This window comes from Acinetobacter sp. LipI_23 (assembly GCF_058243045.1).
In genome coordinates, this window is sequence record NZ_JBZAYJ010000003.1 from 1 (window position 1) to 20,709 (window position 20,709).

General features: G+C 38.1%; 24 protein-coding genes and 3 pseudogenes. 17 read left to right on the forward strand and 10 right to left on the reverse strand.

What is annotated here, in order from left to right; translation table 11 throughout:
• Both AC4CVD_RS17615 and AC4CVD_RS17620 read right to left on the reverse strand, forming a co-directional pair.
• Window positions 1–429: cysteine hydrolase family protein (locus AC4CVD_RS17615; protein WP_490753562.1), on the reverse strand; the 429-nt coding region annotated here is incomplete at its 3' end.
• Window positions 430–513: 84 nt separating this feature from the next.
• Window positions 514–1,398, reverse strand: a complete 885-nt coding sequence (locus tag AC4CVD_RS17620) for an MBL fold metallo-hydrolase (protein WP_490753564.1) — start codon at window positions 1,396–1,398, stop codon at window positions 514–516.
• Between the two features lie 132 nt (window positions 1,399–1,530).
• On the opposite strand from AC4CVD_RS17620, the gene AC4CVD_RS17625 reads away from it, so the two are divergent.
• The 3 genes from AC4CVD_RS17625 (at window position 1,531) to AC4CVD_RS17635 (ending at window position 3,189) form a co-directional block, all read left to right on the forward strand.
• A complete protein-coding gene (locus AC4CVD_RS17625; RefSeq protein ID WP_490753566.1) occupies window positions 1,531–2,508 on the forward strand; it encodes a GlxA family transcriptional regulator in 978 nt (325 codons plus the stop codon).
• A 92-nt stretch (window positions 2,509–2,600) separates the two neighbouring features.
• The gene (locus tag AC4CVD_RS17630; RefSeq protein ID WP_004647749.1) at window positions 2,601–2,897 is read left to right on the forward strand and encodes a type II toxin-antitoxin system RelE/ParE family toxin; all 297 of its coding nucleotides are present in this window, start codon (window positions 2,601–2,603) and stop codon (window positions 2,895–2,897) included.
• A gap of 1 nt (window position 2,898) precedes the next feature.
• Entirely contained in the window at window positions 2,899–3,189 is a 291-nt protein-coding gene (locus tag AC4CVD_RS17635; RefSeq protein WP_005093398.1) for an addiction module antidote protein, read from the forward strand.
• A gap of 106 nt (window positions 3,190–3,295) precedes the next feature.
• Here AC4CVD_RS17635 and AC4CVD_RS17640 read toward each other — a convergent pair whose 3' ends face one another.
• Both AC4CVD_RS17640 and AC4CVD_RS17645 read right to left on the reverse strand, forming a co-directional pair.
• The gene (locus AC4CVD_RS17640; RefSeq protein ID WP_151982606.1) at window positions 3,296–4,627 is read right to left on the reverse strand and encodes a basic amino acid/polyamine antiporter; all 1,332 of its coding nucleotides are present in this window, start codon (window positions 4,625–4,627) and stop codon (window positions 3,296–3,298) included.
• A gap of 5 nt (window positions 4,628–4,632) precedes the next feature.
• Entirely contained in the window at window positions 4,633–5,511 is an 879-nt protein-coding gene (locus AC4CVD_RS17645) for a homocysteine S-methyltransferase family protein (protein ID WP_151982604.1), read from the reverse strand.
• Between the two features lie 212 nt (window positions 5,512–5,723).
• Between AC4CVD_RS17645 and AC4CVD_RS17650 the strand changes: the two genes are divergently transcribed.
• The 4 genes from AC4CVD_RS17650 to AC4CVD_RS17665 all read left to right on the forward strand — a co-directional run bounded on the left by AC4CVD_RS17650 (window position 5,724) and on the right by AC4CVD_RS17665 (window position 7,267).
• Window positions 5,724–6,044 (forward strand): type II toxin-antitoxin system RelE/ParE family toxin, encoded by a 321-nt coding sequence (locus AC4CVD_RS17650; RefSeq protein ID WP_039253786.1) that lies wholly within the window; start codon window positions 5,724–5,726, stop codon window positions 6,042–6,044.
• On the forward strand, window positions 6,037–6,309 hold the full coding sequence (gene nadS / locus AC4CVD_RS17655; RefSeq protein WP_000369781.1) for a NadS family protein: 273 nt from the start codon (window positions 6,037–6,039) through the stop codon (window positions 6,307–6,309). The genes AC4CVD_RS17650 and nadS overlap by 8 nt, the downstream gene beginning before the upstream one ends.
• A 380-nt stretch (window positions 6,310–6,689) precedes the next feature.
• Window positions 6,690–6,938, forward strand: a complete 249-nt coding sequence (locus AC4CVD_RS17660) for a type II toxin-antitoxin system HicA family toxin (RefSeq protein ID WP_004812233.1) — start codon at window positions 6,690–6,692, stop codon at window positions 6,936–6,938.
• Window positions 6,935–7,267: a type II toxin-antitoxin system HicB family antitoxin gene (locus tag AC4CVD_RS17665; RefSeq protein WP_004812232.1), complete on the forward strand. Its 333-nt coding sequence runs from the start codon at window positions 6,935–6,937 to the stop codon at window positions 7,265–7,267. The genes AC4CVD_RS17660 and AC4CVD_RS17665 overlap by 4 nt, the downstream gene beginning before the upstream one ends.
• A gap of 146 nt (window positions 7,268–7,413) precedes the next feature.
• Here the strand turns inward: AC4CVD_RS17665 and AC4CVD_RS17670 are convergent, their stop codons facing one another.
• Window positions 7,414–9,633, reverse strand: coding sequence for a TonB-dependent siderophore receptor (locus AC4CVD_RS17670; protein WP_490753569.1), 2,220 nt, complete (start codon window positions 9,631–9,633; stop codon window positions 7,414–7,416).
• Window positions 9,634–9,829: 196 nt separating this feature from the next.
• On the opposite strand from AC4CVD_RS17670, the gene AC4CVD_RS17675 reads away from it, so the two are divergent.
• The 3 genes from AC4CVD_RS17675 (at window position 9,830) to AC4CVD_RS17685 (ending at window position 11,653) form a co-directional block, all read left to right on the forward strand.
• Entirely contained in the window at window positions 9,830–10,075 is a 246-nt protein-coding gene (locus AC4CVD_RS17675; protein ID WP_000246756.1) for a type II toxin-antitoxin system RelB/DinJ family antitoxin, read from the forward strand.
• The gene (locus AC4CVD_RS17680) at window positions 10,065–10,358 is read left to right on the forward strand and encodes a type II toxin-antitoxin system RelE family toxin (RefSeq protein WP_119686978.1); all 294 of its coding nucleotides are present in this window, start codon (window positions 10,065–10,067) and stop codon (window positions 10,356–10,358) included. Before AC4CVD_RS17675 ends, AC4CVD_RS17680 begins: the two co-directional genes overlap by 11 nt.
• Window positions 10,359–10,534: 176 nt before the next feature.
• The gene (locus tag AC4CVD_RS17685; protein WP_490753571.1) at window positions 10,535–11,653 is read left to right on the forward strand and encodes a Fic family protein; all 1,119 of its coding nucleotides are present in this window, start codon (window positions 10,535–10,537) and stop codon (window positions 11,651–11,653) included.
• A gap of 635 nt (window positions 11,654–12,288) precedes the next feature.
• Here AC4CVD_RS17685 and AC4CVD_RS17690 read toward each other — a convergent pair.
• The 3 genes and pseudogenes from AC4CVD_RS17690 to AC4CVD_RS17700 all read right to left on the reverse strand — a co-directional run.
• A pseudogene (locus AC4CVD_RS17690) lies at window positions 12,289–12,444 on the reverse strand (transcriptional regulator); the annotation flags it as partial.
• Window positions 12,437–12,669 (reverse strand): annotated as a pseudogene (locus AC4CVD_RS17695) (type II toxin-antitoxin system RelE/ParE family toxin). The pseudogenes AC4CVD_RS17690 and AC4CVD_RS17695, both read right to left, overlap by 8 nt.
• Before the next feature lie 272 nt (window positions 12,670–12,941).
• Complete coding sequence (locus tag AC4CVD_RS17700) at window positions 12,942–14,276, reverse strand: ISNCY family transposase (protein ID WP_203080106.1); 1,335 nt, start codon at window positions 14,274–14,276, stop codon at window positions 12,942–12,944.
• A gap of 622 nt (window positions 14,277–14,898) precedes the next feature.
• Between AC4CVD_RS17700 and AC4CVD_RS17705 the strand changes: the two genes are divergently transcribed.
• The 6 genes and pseudogenes from AC4CVD_RS17705 (at window position 14,899) to AC4CVD_RS17730 (ending at window position 17,245) form a co-directional block, all read left to right on the forward strand.
• Complete coding sequence (locus AC4CVD_RS17705) at window positions 14,899–15,129, forward strand: antitoxin (RefSeq protein WP_000401521.1); 231 nt, start codon at window positions 14,899–14,901, stop codon at window positions 15,127–15,129.
• Window positions 15,126–15,521 (forward strand): type II toxin-antitoxin system tRNA(fMet)-specific endonuclease VapC, encoded by a 396-nt coding sequence (gene vapC, locus AC4CVD_RS17710; RefSeq protein WP_000639719.1) that lies wholly within the window; start codon window positions 15,126–15,128, stop codon window positions 15,519–15,521. Before AC4CVD_RS17705 ends, vapC begins: the two co-directional genes overlap by 4 nt.
• Window positions 15,522–15,681: 160 nt before the next feature.
• On the forward strand, window positions 15,682–16,113 hold the full coding sequence (locus AC4CVD_RS17715; protein WP_004763240.1) for a DUF6392 family protein: 432 nt from the start codon (window positions 15,682–15,684) through the stop codon (window positions 16,111–16,113).
• A gap of 359 nt (window positions 16,114–16,472) precedes the next feature.
• Window positions 16,473–16,550 carry a hypothetical protein gene (locus AC4CVD_RS17720; RefSeq protein WP_261484713.1) on the forward strand — a complete coding sequence of 26 codons (78 nt, stop codon included), beginning with the start codon at window positions 16,473–16,475 and terminating at the stop codon, window positions 16,548–16,550.
• A gap of 35 nt (window positions 16,551–16,585) precedes the next feature.
• Window positions 16,586–17,011: pseudogene (locus AC4CVD_RS17725) on the forward strand (IS5 family transposase); the annotation flags it as partial.
• 96 nt (window positions 17,012–17,107) lie between these two features.
• Window positions 17,108–17,245: a hypothetical protein gene (locus AC4CVD_RS17730; RefSeq protein ID WP_004637095.1), complete on the forward strand. Its 138-nt coding sequence runs from the start codon at window positions 17,108–17,110 to the stop codon at window positions 17,243–17,245.
• A 111-nt stretch (window positions 17,246–17,356) separates the two neighbouring features.
• Here AC4CVD_RS17730 and AC4CVD_RS17735 read toward each other — a convergent pair whose 3' ends face one another.
• Together AC4CVD_RS17735 and AC4CVD_RS17740 are read right to left on the reverse strand one after the other, a co-directional pair.
• Complete coding sequence (locus tag AC4CVD_RS17735; protein WP_000751934.1) at window positions 17,357–19,081, reverse strand: bifunctional protein-serine/threonine kinase/phosphatase; 1,725 nt, start codon at window positions 19,079–19,081, stop codon at window positions 17,357–17,359.
• A gap of 51 nt (window positions 19,082–19,132) precedes the next feature.
• Entirely contained in the window at window positions 19,133–19,942 is an 810-nt protein-coding gene (locus tag AC4CVD_RS17740; RefSeq protein ID WP_000323725.1) for a formate/nitrite transporter family protein, read from the reverse strand.
• 284 nt (window positions 19,943–20,226) lie between these two features.
• Between AC4CVD_RS17740 and cynS the strand changes: the two genes are divergently transcribed.
• Complete coding sequence (gene cynS / locus AC4CVD_RS17745) at window positions 20,227–20,676, forward strand: cyanase (protein WP_078390387.1); 450 nt, start codon at window positions 20,227–20,229, stop codon at window positions 20,674–20,676.
• Window positions 20,677–20,709: the final 33 nt, after the last annotated feature.

Consider the following 20,709-nt stretch of genomic DNA (forward strand, 5'->3'; position numbering starts at 1 on the left):
TAGTGTTGCACAAGCATCATGAATAACTTTTACCTTATAACCAAAATCAGAAGCAGCACGAACAGCAGCATCAACACACATATGGGTCATAGCACCAATCACGACTAACTCAGTCACTTGATTGCTATCTAAAATTTCTTTGAGATTCGTATTTAAGAACGCATTGATGTGATTTTTAATGATCACAGATTCATCTTCTTGCGGCTTAACTGTGTCCTGAAATTCAATACCATTTGAGCTAGGTTCAAATATAGGAGATTCAGCATCAGCAATATGTTGGACATGAATCACTTGAGTACCCTGTTGACGGGCCTTCGCAATTACCTTCACTGCATTAGCAGCAGCTTGTTCAATATTTACTAATGGTAATTTACCTGTAGATAGATATTCATTTTGTAAGTCGATCACTAATAAAGCTGATTTTGACATAGCGGTTCCTTTACTTAACTTATATTGGTTTTGTTCTGCTTAGGATTTTAAAGAAGTGGAAAAATTCCACTTCTTTAAATTTACTTAAAATGAAAGGGTTTCACCATCGATAGGAATTAAAACCTTATCTTGGATTCCTTTGTCTTTCACATATTCTGCAAGCTGAGCACGTGTTACCGACATGTGGTTAATTGCATCCATGTGAACAGCAACCACTTTAGCATTTGGTGCTTTCTGAGTTGCATGATAAGTATCTTCTTTGCCCATAATAATGGATTCTTTAAAGCCATCAACCAAGGCATTACCTGTATTCAAGACAATCACATCAGGTTTAAATGTTTGAATCGCTTGATCAACTTCAGAACGCCAGATGGTATCTCCTGCCACATAAACAGTTTCATGGCCAGTAGCTTCAAATACCACACCCATTGCTTCACCTAATCCAGCTTTAAGCTTAGGAATACGGTACATGGCATCAGTACCGTGTTGACCACCAGTTTTAGTGAGCTTAATCCCTTCAAAGGTCGCTTGAGTTAATACACGAACATCTTTGAAGCCTTGTGACTGAATGATTTTCTGGTCTTCTTTATTCTGTACAAACAACGGCATGTTTTTCGGAATAGTCGCTTGTGCTGCATCATCCCAATGATCTAAATGGGTATGGGTCACGATTACCGCATCTACACCTTCTAAAATCGTTTCGGGCTTGATAGGCAAATCGACTAATGGGTTCCGTAAATAGCTACGATGAGTATCAGGAAAACCTTCATAGAATCCTTTTTTAGCAAACATTGGGTCAATTAAAAAAGTCGTATCAGCATAGGTTACTTTAATCGTTGCATTGCGAATTTCTTGTATATGCGTAACTTTAGAAGTATCTCGCTGAACCACCTTATCATTCGCATATAAATGGACTGAAGCCATTGCCAGAGAGAGTGCAATAACAGAGCTACTTAAAATTTTATTCATGTTCCAGATCCAATCATTTAGTCATACTCGAATCATGATAGGAAAAATTAAGCAATAAAATTGTCCTTAAGGACAATCATCGAAACTATTGGGACAACATGCTATATTTATTATTTTAGAGAGGTAGATTGAATGGCTATACCAGTGATTGGATTGTTCGTATATCCCAATATAAATCCATTTCACTTCTCTATCCCCCATATCATTTTCAATATCAAGATTGAAGATAAACGCTTATTTGATCTGAGAATTTTTTCTATAGATGGCCAACCCGTAAAAACAGAACAGTCTATGATGATTATCCCTGATGGGGGGATCGAACTTATTAAACAATTGGATCTTATTATTATTCCTGGATGGGATGATTTTAATCACAAACCTGAAAAAGTACTTATCGATGCCCTAAATTGTGCATATCAAGCTGGAATTAGAATTGTAGGGTTATGCTACGGAACTTATGCATTGGCATATGCAGGGCTGCTTGACCATAAAAAAGCAGCTACGCACTGGATGGCTGAACAGGATTTTAGTGAACGATTTCCACAGGTTCAACTTGATAATGACGCCCTGTATGTAGAAGACCAAAGGATCGTAACCTCTGCTGGAACAGGCGCAGCGTTAGACTGCTGCTTGTACTTGGTACGTGAAATCTATAATGCACGAATTGCGAATAAAGTTGCTAGAGTAATGGTGATCCCGCCTCACCGTGAAGGTGGGCAAACTCAGTTTATTGAACAGCCAGTCGCAGAATCGAGCCAAGATGCACAAATTAACCTATTACTTGATTTTTTAAGAAAGAATTTAGCCTTACAACATAATATTGAAAGCCTCGCTGAACGGACACATATGACACGCAGGACGTTCACACGGCACTTTAAGAAAGCGACAGGTATGACCTTAGTCGATTGGCTGAATACTGAAAGAATCAGATTAAGTTGTGAACTTTTAGAAACGACAAACTTGTCTATCGAAAAGATAACAGAGCTTTCAGGTTTTAATAATACCGTGTCATTTAGAAAAAATTTTCGTGAAAAATATGGCACCAGCCCTCAGGCATGGAGAAAAGCTTTTGGGATCATTAATGAGAATAATCCGCCCCATTTAACATAATGGCGGTTATACGAAATTAATGGATGTTCGTATAGATTACTTGCATATTGTATTCGATCGAATACAATATAGTGAGAAGATAAGGAATCCTCATGATTGAAATTAAACGTCTTCCAGAATTTGATGAATGGTTGGATGGCATTAAAGACAATATGACCCGTATCCGCCTGAATCGTCGATTAGATAAGGTTCAACGTGGAAACTGGGGAGACATTAAACCTCTCCAAGATGGCGTTTGGGAAATGAGAGAATTCTTCGGTTCTGGATGGAGGATGTATTACATCCAACATGGTGACGTTGTGATTGTAATGCTTGGTGGTGGAGATAAATCAACTCAACAACAAGACATCGATCGTGCAGTCAAACTATCGAAAACGTTGGAGGATTAAAATGGTTAAAGTAGCTGATTTACCAAGTTTTGATATGGCTGAGTCACTCAAAACTGAAGAAGACATTGTGATGTATCTCAATATGGTTCTTGAAGAGAATGATCCAGCTGAATTAGCTCATGCACTTGGTGTTATTGCCAAAGCTCGTGGCATGACTCAAATCGCTAAAGAAGCAGGAATTGGGCGTGAGGCACTCTACAAAGCCCTACGTCATGATTCAGCACCACGTTTTGATACGATTAATCGTGTAGTGAATGCTTTAGGCTTAAAACTCACAGTACAACACGCCTAAGACTTTAAAAAATATAATAAAAATGGGAGCTAAAGGCGCCCATTTTTAGTTTCGTATAAGGTGTATTATGTTAATTTAGAAAATTTATAAATCATCTTCATTTAAGTTATTTATCAAGACTTGAAATTGAACGTTTTAAGGAGAAACGGCTGTAGAAAAAAATCAATAATCCTAATGCATAAAAAATACCAGATAACAGAAGTAATGAAAATCCAGCAGCATACAACAACCAGACTGCATACATTGTTGCAATACTTGCAATGACAATATGTTTTGTCCGTTTATTGCGAATCGATTCTTTTAAGTAAAAAGCAGAAACTAAAAAGTATGGCAATAAGATCATAACTGATGAAATTAACAATAATTGTGTGTAATTTTTATTGAAAAAACAAACGGCAATCAATGATAGTTGTACGACAATAGACGTTAGCCATAGAGAGGCAATTGGCACACTATTTTGGTTAGTTTTCAAAAATATTTTTGGGAAAGCCCCATTTTTTGCAGCTAGATAAGGAATCTCTGTTGCAAAAAGTGTCCAGCTTAAATATGAAGATGAAACAGAAATAATCAGACCAAGTGTAATCACGAAAGTACCAGGAATACCGATCAATTGCCCTAAAATAGTTGCCATTGATGGATTATGCATACCTGCGATTTCACTACGGATATTTATGCCATAAGCCAGTACTGTCACCATCACATAAAAAGCCAGTGCCAGCAATACACCAAGCAGCGTTGCTTTTCCAATGTCATTTCGCTTTTTAGCACGAGAGGAAAGTACAACCGCACCTTCAATTCCTGTAAATACCCAGAGTGTAATCAGCATGACATCACGTACTTGTTGCCATACGGGCATTTGAAGTGAAGTATCCAAGAAATTCAGTTTGAATAATTCGAGTTTAAATGCGACAAATGAAAAAATAATAAAAATAACCAATGGAATAATCTTGGCAATGGTTGCCATAAGATTGACCAGTGCGGCTTCTTTGATACCACGGCTGACCAACCAATGGACGAGCCAGACAAATAGAGATGAACCAATTAGAGCGTAAAGTGTATTGCCTTCGCCAAAGTAGATGTGTTCAGGTGTATCTGTAAACATACCTACGGCTGAAAATGCGATGACGACATAACCGACAATGCCGATCGTGGTACATAACCAGTAACCCCAAGCGGAACAAAAACCAATCAGATCACCAAATCCTTCACGGGCGTAGTTATAAATTCCACCGTCAAGATCTGGTCGTTGTCGTGTTAAATAAAGCAGGGAGAAGGCCAAAAAAATAATACCAATGCCTGTAATCAGCCATGCAAAAAGCAAGGCTGATCCATTGGCTACAGCAGCCATATTTTGTGGCAAACTAAACACACCAGAACCGACCATAGAGCTAAACACGAGTGCGGTTAAGGATAGCAAGCCAATTTTAGAAGTTGACATAAAAATTATTCTTGAAAAAACTGAGAAAGTTTCTGAATGTGTTCAGGACCTATGCCACAGCAGCCACCAATCATGGATGCACCAGCGTGTTGCCACTGTTTTGCAAATGTTAGATAAGCATCTGGATCTAGATCTTTACGAACTTCATCCAAACCATCATTGGCTGTTGCTTCACTGTTTTGTGGTGGAAAGGCATTTGCATAAGCACCAATTTTGACACCAGACGGAAGTAGGCTACGGATTTCTTTGATTGCATTTAGAATGACTTCTGGCTGACAGCAATTAAATAAAATTGCATTTGCACCGAGTTCATGTACAAGCTGAGCAGCTTGTTGGATATTTTCACCAGAACGTAATTTTGCTTTAGTTAGAGCTTGTTCGTCTTGCAAGGTAAATGATACCCAAAATTCACGTCCGTCTTTTGGTAGTAACTGATGAATCGTTCTTACTTCTGCGAGGCAAGATTGTGTTTCTGCAAGCCAAAAGTCAACGTCTGGAGAGAGTGCTCCAATAATTGGTTTTGCTAAAGCTTCGGCCTTAGATTGATCAAACAGATCTGCGCGATAAGAACCGAATAAAGGTGGTAGACAGCCTGCAATTTGAATAGGTTGGCCACTTTCTTGGACCGCGAGTTTGGCTTGATTGGTGGCAATTTTTACAAGTTCCGTTACTTCACGATCAAAACGTTCCTGACCAATATGAAATGGTACCACAGCATAATTATTGGTGGTAATGACTTGTGCACCAGCACGAATGAAGTCCAAATGTACTTCTTTTACAATTTCTGGTGCCTCTGTTAGTGCCAGAGCAGACCATTCTGGTTGTCTAAAGGGAGCACCTCTACGTGCAAGTTCGCGTCCGAATCCGCCATCTAAAATTTTCATAAAAATTCTGAGAAATATTGATTATAAAAGAAATAGAATAAAGTCTTTGCTTGGAAAACTATCAATTAACTAGTTTTTTTATATTAAAATTTCATATCTATATAAGATTTATTTAAGATAATGGTGGTTATGCGAAACGAGAGCTACCAGCTCTCGTTTTTTGTTATGGAAACTGCTAAAATTCAAATACGCCATTGACGTATAAAGAGTCCATGTTATTTATTGAAACCAGCATCTTTACCAAGCAAATTAAAGACCTTGTATCTGATGAGGAATATCGTCAACTTCAGCAAGATCTTTTGGTACAGCCTGATAGAGGTGACCTAATCAAGAATGGCGGTGGTATTCGCAAAGTACGTTGTGCTCAAGGTAACAAAGGGAAAAGTGGTGGGATACGGGTGATTTATTATTGGGTCACCGAGGATGATCAGATCTTTTTCTTAGTGGCTTATCCAAAATCAGTAAAAGATAATTTAACAGATAAGGAAACCGCCATTCTGCGCCAACTCGTGAAGGAGCAATTTCATGGATAACAACTTATTTGATGACTTGGTTGCTTCAATCAAAGAAGCTGGAGCTATCAAACGTAAAGAAGTTAAAGCAAGCCGAGTTACAGAACTCGAATTGCCTGATATTAAAGAAGTACGTGAAAAAACTGGCTTGAGCCAAAATGAATTTGCTGCACGTCTACATATTAGCCCCCGTACCCTGCAAAATTGGGAACAGGGACGACGCTATCCAACTGGACCAGCAGCTACATTGATTCGAATTTTAGATGCTCACCCAAGCCTTATTTGAAAAAATTACTTAAAAAATGGGAGCTTAAGGCTCCCATTTTTATTTCGTATAAGGTGTATTATGTTAATTTCAGAATATCTTAATGAAGAGACATAAGCATTTGCTAATCAAAAAACTTTTTTTAATAATTATAGTTGGCATTCTATTCTTTATTGTTCATCAATTTATCTCAACATATTTTGATGTAGATAAAGAGCTATTATCGTCTATAACCAGATGGAGCTACTGGGCTATTGCATTTTATATTGCTATTTTTTTTGACTCCAAAAAATAGGTCTTAATATTTAACATAATGGCGGTTATATGAAATGCAACTAAATTTAGTTGCATTTTTTAATTTCAAGGGACTATACTTAGTCGTAACTGAGTAGGGCTAAAATATGGGTAAAACGGAAAAGTTATTGGAAAAATTTGGAAATTCAAAAAATACGTTTCCATATAAAGATTTAGTCGTTTTACTGAGCCAGCTCGGCTATGAAAAATTTGAAATGGCAGGCTCTCGTGTTCGGTTTTTTAATGAAAAAACTGAACATATGATTTTACTGCATAGACCACACCCTGAAAATGAAATCAAAGGTGGGGCATTGAAAGCTGTAAAACAGGCACTCAAGCAGGAGGGATTTTTATGAGCTATTTAAAGTACAAAGGTTATCTCGGAACAATTGAGCCTGATCTTGAAACAGGTGAGTTATTTGGAAAACTTGCTTTTATTCGTGATCTTATTACCTATGAAGCGGAAACTTTAAAAGCCCTTGAGAAAGCTTTTCAGGAATCTGTAGACGGCTATTTAGAATCATGTGCTGAACTAGGAAAATCTCCTGATCAACCATTCAAAGGCACTTTTAATGTCCGTATTAGCCCTGAATTGCACCGTAAGGCGGTTTTAGCATCAAGTAATTCTCTAAATGCCTTTGTCAGTGATGCGATTCAAGAAAAGTTAATGCGTTTAGGTGCGTAATTTATTGAAGCCTAGGCTACTACCTAAAAATTGAAAAACTCAGCAAAAATGGGAGCTTAAAGCTCCCATTTTTAGTTTCGTATAAGGTGTATTATGTTAATTTTAGAAAATCTTAATTTTTCGAAAATTACAACAATGATAAATGATTAGAATCTGAAAGTTGCAGAAACTAATGTTGTACGAGGATCACCTAGAACTGTTGCATTGGCCCAATATTTTTTATCTAGTACATTATTGATATTTAAACGTAGTGTGACAGGATACTGCTCTAAATTAAACTGATAACGGGCACCTAGATTTATCAGCGTAAAGGATGGTAGACGATCTGTATTCAAATTATCTGCAAAGCGTTCACCCGTATAATTCAAGCCTGCTGAAACACTTAGATTTTCAATCTGTGGTAATTGATATTCTGCATAGACTTTAAAAATATTTTCTGCTACTTCAATTGGGTGTTTACCTTCAAGATCTGGATTTTGCTTCTGTTTTTCTACTTCTGCATCGACCCATGTATAACCTGCGATGACACTCCAATTATTCGTAATTTTCCCTGTTGCTGATAACTCAATACCCTGATGGATTTCTCGACCATCTTGTACATATACAGCTTGGTTAGCATTAATTGCTTGGCTATATTGTAGACCTTTATTAATACGATAAATTGCTGTATTAAATGAAATCTGATCATTCCATTGATATTTTGTACCAAGTTCAATTTGCTTACTTCGTAAAGGATCAAAAGTCTGCCCAGCATTAATTACAGTTAAGCCATTAGCTCTGTCTGGAGCAGTTCCACCATTCTCTAAAGCTTCGATATATGTTGCATAGGTTGTAAGTGTATCCCATGGTTTATAAATAATTGATATATTTGGTGATGCCTGCGATGTCTCATTACCTGAAATTTTATTTTTCATTTCAACATATGCTACCCCTAGCAATGCAGACCATTGTTCATTCAATCGAATATCATCTCCGACTAACCAACTTCTTGACTCATTGTGTGAGCGCTTTGTAATCTCTCCTCGTTCCACTGCAAAACCGACTGGTGCAGGCTGTACGATTGGTTGATTAATATTTAAATTTATATATTCAACCCCGGCAGCCTCTCGAGGATAACGCTTTTGAATAGTCTGAATATTTTGTAACCCTGCTGTCAATGTATGCTCTACCGCGCCTGTATTAAACTTAAAATCTATATATGCAGCACTAGACTTATCTCGTTGCTGACTGGTTAAACGATCTTCACCATCGATGTAAATTCTTGAAACCATTTGATTAAAATGCTCATTATCAATCATCGTATTTGTCGCTGATTGTGTCTCTCGATCGCTCTTACTCTCTAAATAAGATGCTCTAAGTGCTATGTCATCTGTGATAGACCATTTAAGATTTGCACCATATTTTTCTGATTCGTAGTGATTATTCATCCATGGCTGCCCCCATGAGTGATCATTTGATAGTTGATTTGCAGCTAAACGATTTACACCATCTGCGAATTTCCAATCAGCAGTATTTCCATTAACTTCATAGTCTCGTTTCATTGCATCCACTTGAAGGCTAACTCGATCTGTAGGTGCCCAATCTAAAGATAAGCTAGCAAACTCTTTTTCTACTTCTAACCGATCTATCGCAGTTTCACCACCTTGTTTTGCCAGATTCAACCGATAACCAAATGTTTTCCCTTCATCAAATTTCCCTCCAAAATCCGCATGGGTGTACCAACTTTTTCCACCTAAACTCGCTAATTGGATTTCATTATATGGTGTATCTGTTGATCTTTTTGAAACATAATTCACCATACCACCCACGTTAGCTGGACCATATAAGAAACCAGATAAGCCATTGAGCATTTCGAGACGTTCAGTGTCCTCCATTGTTGTCCCATGTCCATATTGATCACCTGGCAATCCATCTCTGTAAACAGTCGATACTTTAAAACCACGACTCATATATGTGGGTTGATCATTCTCAAACTGTGATCTTGTCATCTGTATAACAGGATTAACTCGATAAATTTCATCAGGACTAGCACTTGCTTGTAAATTTTTAATTAAGTCACTATTTGCAATCTGAATTGAATAGGGTACATCTTGTAATGAACGTCCTTCCCATGGTCCAACTTGAGAGATTTTTGTCGTTAAGTAACCTTGTTTAACCAAATCTTGATCTTGTTCAGCTGAAATTTTAATAGTTGGTAAACTGGTTACCTCAGAACTCAGCATACTTTCTGCAAACGACGTACTTGAGATAAAGGATAAAATAAATACAGATCCAGCAATTGAGTTAGTTTTCAATAAAATCTGATAATTTTTAAAACTTGTAAGCTGATAGAAAATCATTATAAATTCCGAATAAAATTTATTCATTTAAAATTAAATCCGATATTGTATACACTTTAATGATAATGATTTCTATTATTAATTAATAATTTTTTCTAACATAGCTTTCTATAAGAGAATAATTTATATTGCCCCATTTAACATAATGGTTGTTATACGAAGTCGACTTGTAATGCAATTTGCATTACAGTACTCTTAGCACATTAAATAACTGGGAGATATGATGGCTACTGTTAACTTCAGGGTCGATGAAGCCCTTAAAGAAAAATCCTATTCCATCCTTAAAGAACAAGGTATTGCACCTACAGATTTCTTTACTAGTATTCTTGAATATGTTGCTACGACTGGGAAACTACCTGTCAAAAAAGCTCTGCTTTCAGAAGAAGATGAAGAATTATTAGCTCTTGTCCGTAAGCGCATTAATGACCCTAAAGAGATGTTTGAGGAAGTCACATTAGATGACTTATAAGCTTTTACGTCACAAAGACTTTAAAGCAGAATGGGAAAAACTCCCTGTTGCTATACGAGATCAATTTAAGAAGAAACTAGCCAAAGTCATAGAGCAGCCACATATTCCAAAGAATATGCTTAGAGGGGATCTTGCAGGTTGCTATAAAATTAAATTATTAAAAGCTGGTGTCAGACTTGTCTATCAAGTTAAAGATGATCAGGTAGTTATCTTGCTCATCACAGTCGGGAAACGAGCTGATAGCATAGTTTATGACGAAGCTAAAAAGCGCATTAAAGACTAAAAATGGGAGCTTATAGCTCCCATTTTTGTGTTATTCACCAATTAAAATGTCTATGCGATAAACCATTTAAAATGTCCTATAAAAAATGAGCTGATTAATTGTCATATTCGGCTCTTGTTGTGAGCCGAATAAGTGCTATATTCAACTCATCTGAAATTTTAGGTGAGCGATTGAAAATGCAGAAATGGATTTGGCAAGCAGAAAACTGGACAAATTTTACATGGCTAGATTCAGTTATCTTACCTAAAACCAGACAGATACATCAAAAAATAGGGATTATTCTGGGGCAAAGTCAGCATGATTTAGCAAAAGAGCAATTCACCCTAGATACTCTGCTTGCCAATCTTGTTGCTTCATCTGCGATTGAAAACGAAACGATCAATGTTTTTTCACTACGATCATCTCTAGCTCAACGCTTAGGTGTCACACTTGAACAGCCTTATCCAAGCTCAGATCGATCAGAAGGTTTAGCCAATATCATGCTAGATGCGCTTAACGATGTTAAGCAACCATTGACTGTTAATCGTCTCATGCAGTGGCATCGTTGGCTTTTCAATGACCCAGATTGGACAATGCACCGTTTACGCATTGGTCAACTTAGGGGGGCAGAGCCTATGCAGGTCGTTTCAGGTCGATTGGACTACCCTAAAGTGCATTTTGAAGCACCGCCAAGACAAGGCTTAGAAGAACGCTTAAATGCCTTCATAGATTGGTTTAATCAAAGTCTAAATGATTCATTGCTTGATCCTCTGTTACGTGCAGGTATTACCCATTTATGGTTTGTTACCCTACATCCTTTTGATGATGGTAATGGACGTATTACACGTACACTTACAGACCTTTCTTTAGCTCAAATGGATGAACAGAGCATTCGTTTATATGCTATGTCTACTGCGATATTGAATAAACGTAAAAGTTACTATGAGATATTAGAACAAACTCAAAAAAATGATTCTGATATCACCGATTGGCTAGTTTGGTTTTTAGATACATTGAATGATAGCCTTGAAAAAACCTTAGTACAGATCAATCGGACATTATTTAAAAGCCAGTTTTGGCATAAATATTCAAATTTAGCCCTGAGTGAAGAACAGCGCAAAGTTCTAAATCGTTTATTAGACGGTGGAGAAAATGGCTTTGAACATGGTATTAGCGCTTCACAATATCAAAAGGTTGCTAAAATTAGTAAGGCAACAGCTACTCGCCATTTATCAGACTTACTTGAGAAAAAATGTATCGTCAAATTGGAAGGTGGGGGACGTAATACACGCTATCAGATCAATACTCAGTTATAGAAATTTAAGCCATAAAAAAAGCCCGACATCCTGTCGGGCTTTTTCATATCGGGTTGCTAGTCTTACTGATCTCGTGCTGCCCATTCCTTGCGCTATTTTCTTATTCTTGTTTTCTAGAAACATCCAGTTCCCTTATGTATTCATCATAGGGCTAATGCGTTGAATTACCAATCCGCAAAAACCTTAAATCTGTGTAAGTTTTAGCTTACAAAGTTGGCCTATTTTATCCCAAGAGTTGTCCGCAGAAATTGGAAATTATTTCTGAACTGTGACCCTTGAGAAATCAGGAAAAAAATGCTAAAACGAATATTTTTTGATCAATTTTATTGGCTAAAAGTTACAGTTTTGCTTAAAAAGAAACCGACTTGTTTCCAAGTCGGTTGAACGAGAACGTTCCAGAGGGTATGAATAACGATAAGATACTGATCTTAAAGTAATATTAAAAACACTGTAACTCCAAAATAGAAATGTCCGGTTTCTCCAAAGTAAAAATGTCCGCTTTTAGAATATGCACTTTTGCAATTTCCTTAGCGGACGATTTGATATGTTGGTGTCTATGTCGGATAAAGAACTTAAACGATTGTGGGTCTTGCAGGAAATCTGCGATCAACGCATAACTCAATCCCAGGCTACTCAGCAAATTCATTTTGGCTCAAGCCAGTTTTTTCACGTACTTCTTTAATATCAGGCAATTCGAGTTCTCTAACTCGGCTTGCTTTAACTTCTTTACGTTTGATAGCTCCAGCTTCTTTGATTGAAGCAACCAAGTCATCAAATAAGTTGTTATCCATGAAATTGCTCCTTCACGAGTTGGCGCAGAATAGCGGTTTCCTTATCTGTTAAATTATCTTTTACTGATTTTGGATGAGCCACTAAGAAAAAGATCTGATCATCCTCGGTGACCCAATAATAAATCACCCGTATCCCACCACTTTTCCCTTTGTTACCTTGAGCACAACGTACTTTGCGATACCACCGCCATTCTTGATTAGGTCACCTCTATCAGGCTGTACCAAAAGATCTTGCTGAAGTTGACGATATTCCTCATCAGATACAAGGTGAACCGTACCGGGTTTGTCGGAAACTTATTTAAGCAAATTTCATACCTGAGTTGTCGATTAAATTTGAGTGGATTGCGATAGCTCAATTTTTTAAATCTTTATGCAACAAAGCCTTATGAAGTTATGATTAGGTGTATCGGATTTAACATAATCAAGATTATACGCAATCTAAGTGTTATTCACCAATTAAAATGTCTATGCGATAAACCATTTAAAATGTCCTGTTTTTAACTGCAAGAGTCAAGCATAGGATTTAAATTTCTTTGTTCAATAACAGCTTTCTGAGCTTTACGACTCGGCATACTTTTCTTGAGGCGGGAACGTTTATTCTGTTTTTCCAATACTTCATGCTGTTGCTGGATATGGGCCAGAACCGAACCTAATCTCTTATTCTCAACCACTGCATTTTGCTGTAGTCCAGCCAGTTTATTGAAGACGCTATAATTGATCTTCCGTCCCTCATACATGATGGCGATAGTTCCATCCGGGTACTCCAGAAATGAAATGTATTGCCCAGCAAGCTTATGATTCAGCTCTGTCGGTTCAAGCATATAAATACACTTGTCATAGGTCAGAGTCAGATTCTTGGTGACCTTACGCGGTTCCTGCCAGGTAAAAATATCATCCAGTTCAAGATCAGATTCGGTTAATGGTCGATGTAAATTCTTTGAGTTTCGTGCACATTTAGCGAACTTTTGATTGAAATGCTCAATAAAGCAGGGTAGCCATGCATTGGCTTCGGCAATCGAACCGATGCCTTCCAGGCGCATCTCCTTAATCAGGCGGTCCTGAAGGGTTCTGTTGGCACGTTCTACACGGCCTTTGGCCTGTGGGGAATTGGCGAAGATAATATCAATGTTTAACTCATTCAGAATCCGGCCAAATTGCGTGATCTTACTATCTTGACTCGATTTCTGATTGACTCGGAATACCGAGTGTTTATCGCTATAAAAGGCCAAAGGCTTGCCGTATTGTTCAATGTAGGCTCGGGTTGAAAGCATATAGTCAAAGGTCGTTTCCGCCTCACAAAAGCGCAAATGCAACAGCTTGCCAGTAGCATCATCGATATACACCAATAAACAGCACTTAGCAGCGCGTCCTTCGAACCAGTCATGATATGAGCCATCAATCTGAATCAGTTCACCGAAGCAATCACGGTTATAACGTGGCTGATATGGACGCTTCAGGCGCTTAGATCGAGGAATCCACAGGTTATTGGCCGTCATCCAGCGCCGAAGCGTTTCTACCGGGATATTCAGGTCAAACATGCTGCTGAGCTTCTCATGCGCCAAGGTGGGTCCAAAGCCCAGCAAATGTTCAGCAATAATGGAAAGGCACTTTGATTTTAACAAGTCATCATGGCGACGATGGCCAGGTTGACCACGACTGGCATGTGCCATACCTGAGACACCATCTTGATTGAGCTTCTGCAATAACCGGGTAATTTGACGGGTGGAAAGATTCAGGATTTCAGCAGCACGGACCTGGGTAATACGATGATCTCGAACGTCTTGCAGAACTGCAAGACGTTGAATTTCTTTGTCAGACATAGTGATCAGCATCTATATTTATATCCAGTCCATGGTGATAAAAACCATCATAAACTAGACATTTTTATTGGTGAGAATATAGACACTTTAAATGGGTTCTAACACTAAGTGTTTTTAATATTACTTTAAGATCAGTATCTTATCGTTATTCATACCCTCTGGAACGTTCTCGTTCAACCGACTTGGAAACAAGTCGGTTTCTTTTTAAGCCAAACTGTAACTTTTAGCCAATAAAATTGATCAAAAAACATTCTCTTTTGCATTTTTTCCTGATTTCTCAAGGGTCACAGTTCAGAAATAATCCCCAATTTCTGCGGACAACTCTTGGGATAAAATAGGCCAACTTTGTAAGCTAAAACTTACACAGATTTAAGGTTTTTGCGGATTGGTAATCCAAAGCATTAGCCCTATGATGAATACATAAGGGAACTGGATGTTTCTAGAAAACAAGAATAAGAAAATAGCGCAAGGAATGGGCAGCACGAGATCAGTAAGACTAGCAACCCGATATGAAAAAGCCCGACAGGATGTCGGGCTTTTTTATTGCCTTATGATTTTAATTTCACTTTGACTTTACAAGATTTAATGTTAAGATATATATCAAAGATATATATCTTGGTTTCGGGAGGTAATTATGGAAATTGCGAAAGTATTTCAAACTGGTCGCAGTCAGGCTGTTCGCTTGCCTAAAGCCTTTCGCTTTAATGGCACGGAAGTGGCCATCAAAAGCTTCGGTCGTGGTGTATTACTCATGCCCATCGACAATCCTTGGGATGTCATGTTAGAAGCAATAAATGAGTTTGAGGTTGGATTCCAATTGGAGCGAGCTGATCAAGGCGAACAGCTCCGTGAGGAGTTCAGATGATTTACCTCTTAGACACAAATATTTGTATCTATGTCATCAACAATAAGCCTCAACAAGTTTTTGAGCGCTTTAAGCAATATCAACTCGGCCAGCTTGCGATTTCGAGTATCACGGCATCTGAGCTGGCTTTTGGTGTAGAGAAGTCTGGATCTGAACGCAATAAACAGGCGTTAAACAAGTTTTTGTCACCTTTAGAGATTCTTCCTTACGATGAACAGGCGATTTGGCATTACGCCAAATTACGCCAGAATCTTCAATCTACAGGTAAACCGATTGGCAGCTTAGATATGCTGATCGCTGCTCATGCTTTGGCATTGGATGTTGTATTAGTTACGAACAATACAAAAGAATTTGAACGAATTGATGGTCTGAAGCTAGAGAATTGGGTCTAATCGCTATATCTAGCCCGCCCTATGCAGGGCTAGAATTCGTATAAGAGATTTATGTTAAATGGATACAGCTTTTGAAAATTTTAACTTTGAATCAGAGATTTCATTTTTAATATGATAAAAACCAAAGGATAAAGAAAATTTTGATTTAGGTATGTCATAAGTGAATTTTTCAGGTGATGTAGAGGTTTTTTTATCTTGTCTTGGAACTAAAGAGTCAAGTTCAGATATTTTGAAAGCAGTTATTCTTGTTGCAAGTGAGTTTGACTCATTAGAGACTAATTTTGGTGGAGAAAAGCTATCCTATTGGCAATTTTTTAAGAGAGGTATTACGTTCAGGTTTAATGAACATCAGATACTAGATACCATTTTCATCTACGTCAAAGAGAATGAAGAATATTACCCATACCCATTTTTAGAAAATCTGATCACAGGTATTAATCACAAAAGTACGATGCAATCTGTAGCTAATTTATTTGGAACCCCCGAAAGAGAAAGTAACAGTTGGCTTAAATACAAAATATTTGATAATTATTTACATTTTGAGTTTCATAATTCATTAGAATTGAAACAAATTACAATGGGACAATATTAATACCATGTTATTAATTTTTATGTATTTTTTTTAAATTTAAAACCTAGATTTGAGTCTAGGATTTTTTAATTTCGTAAAACCGCCATTATGTTAAATTTAGAACATGTTACTTTAAGTTCATAGAGGCTTTGTTGCACAAACCTATCTGTAAAGGCTTTTTCAGCGATATAATTTTCAAATGAAGAAGCCTACACATAAAATCTACCGCACAACCAATTGGCCCGCATATAACCGAGCACTCGTTCATCGCGGAAATATTGCCATTTGGTTTGATCCTGCTACGCAATGGTATGCTCCATCAAAAGGCAAAATAAGGGCGAAATCAAACCTACTCCGATGCAGCCATCCAATGCTGCTTAATGATTAAATCCTTACTCCGTCTGTCTTTACGTATGGTCACTGGCTTTGTGCAAAGTCTGATTAAACTTTGCGGATGAGCAGCTACGAATATCAGTGATATTCGTACACCACGCTTTGTAGAAGACAAAAGCATATTAATATTGCAATCAATTACCAAAAAAGTAGCGATGGGCTGCATCTACTCATAGACTCTACAGGCATGAAGTTTCTAGGTGAGGGCGAATGGAAACGCAAGAAATATGGACCTGAATATCGTCGCCAATGGCGTAAACTTCATATTGGCATAGATGCTAAAACTCTACAAATACGCGCTATTCAGCTTACAACCAATAATGTCAGTGATTCACAGGTGCTTGGTGATTTACTTAATAAGATTCCACAAGATGAGCAGATTGACTCTGTTTATACCGATGGAGCTTATGACACCAAGCAATGCCGTGAGGTCATTGCAGATCGGCAAGCGCATGCGGTGATTCCACCTAGAAAAAAATGCGAAACCTTGGAAAGATACAAAGAGCAGCTCGCTAGATCGAAATGAATTACTTCGAACAGTTAATCTTGGAAGCAGTGCTTCTCAGGCAGGACACTATGGAAAAAATCAGGCTATCATCGGTGAAGTTTGGTTGAAACTAAGATGCACTGCATTAAATTATTAGGAGATAAACTCAGAGCAAGGCGTTTTGATAGCCAAGTCAATGAGATTCATGCACGTGTAGCAGTCCTCAACAGATTTACGGAATTAGGTCGACCACTTACCCAAATTACGCCTTAAATTTAGCTCAATTAGGGGCGCTTTGCATTTCAAATCTTTGTGCAACAAAGCTGTTTGAATAAAAACTTATCTATGTACCTTCAATTTTAAGCATGGTTTGATCCTATCTTTTCAAATAAATGGCCATGCAATACTCAGTAAAAATAATAGCCCTAATACGGCGCAACTCATTTGCCAAAAACGTAAAGGATCTCGTTCAATGATTGCTGGTGGTTTAGAGTTTAATAATTCTTTGGAAGGATGCATTAGATTATGAATGAGTTCAGACAAGGCCTCAAAACGATGTATCGGTTCAATACTCAGCGCTTGGCCTAAAATTTTATCTAACCATATAGGTAAATCTGGCCGATATTTCCTGATGGAATGATATTGAACTTTTTTCATCTGCTTTAAACTGTTACAGCGAGCTAAATCTGTCCCATAAGGTAATTGTTTGGTGAATAAATAATAGGCCATTACCGCCAAAGAAAATTGGTCTGAATGTACAGATGGCGAATGATCAATAAAATACTCCGGTGCCATAAATGCCAAGGTTCCGAGTGCTCGATTCGCATTTTTAGGATTAATTTCGACCAGGCCTCTTACTGCCGTTGAACCATAATCAATCAGTTTAATTTTCATGGCATTTTCTGCATTTATAACCATGATGTTTTTTGGTCGTATATCCTGATGTAGCATTTCCAGCCGGTGCATTGCATTTAAAGCCAAGGCTGTTTGTTGCAAAATTGGTAAAATCTCATCCAGATTTAAAGGCTTTTCTTGGCGATGCAGCCATTGAGCCAAGGTTTCACCCTGTAAATATTCATAACATTGGAATAAATATTTTTTCTCAGTGTTATGTGGATAACACTGCATCAGGTTGTCATGTTTCAGACGTTTCGATACCCAATCTTCGAGTTGAAACTGCTCTACGGCATTTTTATCTTGCTGTAAATCTACCCCCAAAGTTTTTATAACCAAGGGCTGCTGCTGAGTATCGTGTGCCAAATACAGGCAACTGCGATGATTTTGGTGCAAAATTTTATCAATCACATAGCCTTCAAACACTTCACCTTTACTGAGCTGTTGTGGAAATACATAATCCTGCTGAATATGAAACTGATTCAGTTCAGGCAGCTGTTCTACATGGATCACCTGGAGACTTAAGTTATCATCACTGCCCTGTTCTAAAGCTTTTTCAACGAATGCTTTGGCAAGTTGATTTAAATCTGCATCTACTAAAATTAAATCTAATAATTGTTGATCTGTGACAAATTCATAGACCCCATCCGTCATCAGTAAAAAAATATCTTTTTCTTTGAGCTCAATATTTCGATAATCAATTTCAATACGATAGTCGGCACCTAAGGCTCGGCTAAGATAATGCTCTCTTGAAGACAACCAGACACGATGATCATGGGTCAGTAATTCAATTTCATGATCGCGAATGCGGTAAATACGACTATCACCAACATGAAAAACATGGGCTTGTTGCTGTTTTAAAATCAGTGCAGATAAGGTACAGACATAACCTCGGTCTTTATCAAAACGTCCTTGACTTTGTTGAGTCTGTGCATAAAGCCATGAATTGGTCGCGCGGATCACCCGTTCTGCTGAAGTCTGTGTACTCCAGGCATCTGAAGTAGAATAATAGTCAGATAAAAAACTGCCAACGGCGGTTTCTGCTGCAAGATGACTGACATTACTGCTACCGATTCCATCCGCTATAACACAGGCAATACCTTTCTGTTTCAGCACATGTCCTTCGGGCAGATATACTCCATGGAAATCCTGGTTCTGTTGTTTAATTCCGGCAGTAGAATATTGCCCAATACTGACTTTTAATGTTTTTTTCATGCTGAAAGCTCAAAAAGGGATCTATATGATCCCTTTATAAAATGGTGAATATTAAAATTCTTTTTTAACACCAGTACGGACATGGGTTGTATAAAGTGCCAGACCTGTTAATGCCAAACCACCCACCAGATTACCTAAAGCAACCGGCAGTTCATTCCATAGGAAGTAGTCAGCAATCGAGAAGTCACCGCCCATCATCATGGCAAATGGGAACAGGAACATGTTAACGACAGAGTGCTCAAAGCCCATGGCAAAGAACAGCATAATTGGCATCCACATGGCAATGAATTTGCCACTCACCGTAGTAGACATCATCGCGCCAATGACACCTAATGACACCATCCAGTTACACAGCATGCCACGGATAAAAATAGTCATCCAGCCGGCGAATCCGTATTCGGCATAACCTAATGTCCGCTCCTCGCCAATATGCGCAATTTTCACGCCGACAGGGTTTGGATCCGCTGCAAAACCCATGGTATAAACCGCTGCCATGAGCACTGCAACGACTAAACAGCCTGTAAAGTTCCCTACAAACACCAAGCCCCAGTTTTTTAGAATACGTCCCCATGTCACCCCTGGGCGTTTATCTAGCCATGCCAGCGGCGTAAGTACAAATACCCCAGTTAACAGGTCATAGCCCAATAAATACAACATACAAAAACCAACTGGAAACAGGAGCGCACCAATTAGTGCTGATCCTGTTTGCACGGCTATGGTAATGGCAAATACTGCTGCCAGTGCCAAAATCGCACCTGCCATAAAGGCACGAATCAATACATCACGGGTTGCCATATGTAATTTGGATTCACCCGCATCTACCACTTTTTTTGCAAACTCTGCAGGAGCAAGATATGCCATGTCATCGTCCTCATTTTTAATATCTGGACCTGTTTTTAAACAAAAAGACGCCTAAGGTCTTTGAAACCTTAGGCGTCGTTGCCTTAAATATCAGAACAGGTAATTTTGTTATGGCGCCATTGCCATGCTTGTTATAAATAAAGCAAAAGCTGTGCCATAAATTATTTAAAAATCATTCAATTTTTTACGCTCTATTTAAAGCTACTTTCGTCCTCTAGTTGGCATGAGAACTGCATTAATGAAAATTCACATAAATGTATTTCAAAAATAATCTGGAGATTTTTATGATTACCCATCGTCAACAAGTAACTGACATGATCATTTCAGCGAAAGTTTTAAAGTCAATTAAATGGGCAGATGTCGCCAAAGAAATTGGTCTTTCTAAAGAATGGGTAACGGCTGCCTGCCTGGGACAAATGGCATTTAATAAACAGCAGGCAGAGAAAATTGGTCAGATTTTTGACCTTAATGATGAGGCAGTAGCATGGCTGCAAATTGTACCTTACAAAGGCTCTTTACCAACCAGTGTGCCTACGGACCCTTTAATTTACCGCTGGTATGAAGTTGTAAATGTATATGGTTCGACTATTAAAGAGCTGATCCATGAAGAATTCGGTGATGGCATTATGAGCGCAATCGACTTCAGCATGGATATTCAGCGTGAGGAAAACCCGAACGGTGACCGGGTAAATGTCGTATTGTCTGGCAAGTTTTTACCTTATAAAACCTATTAATTAATCGTTTGATAAAGCCATCATATTGATGGC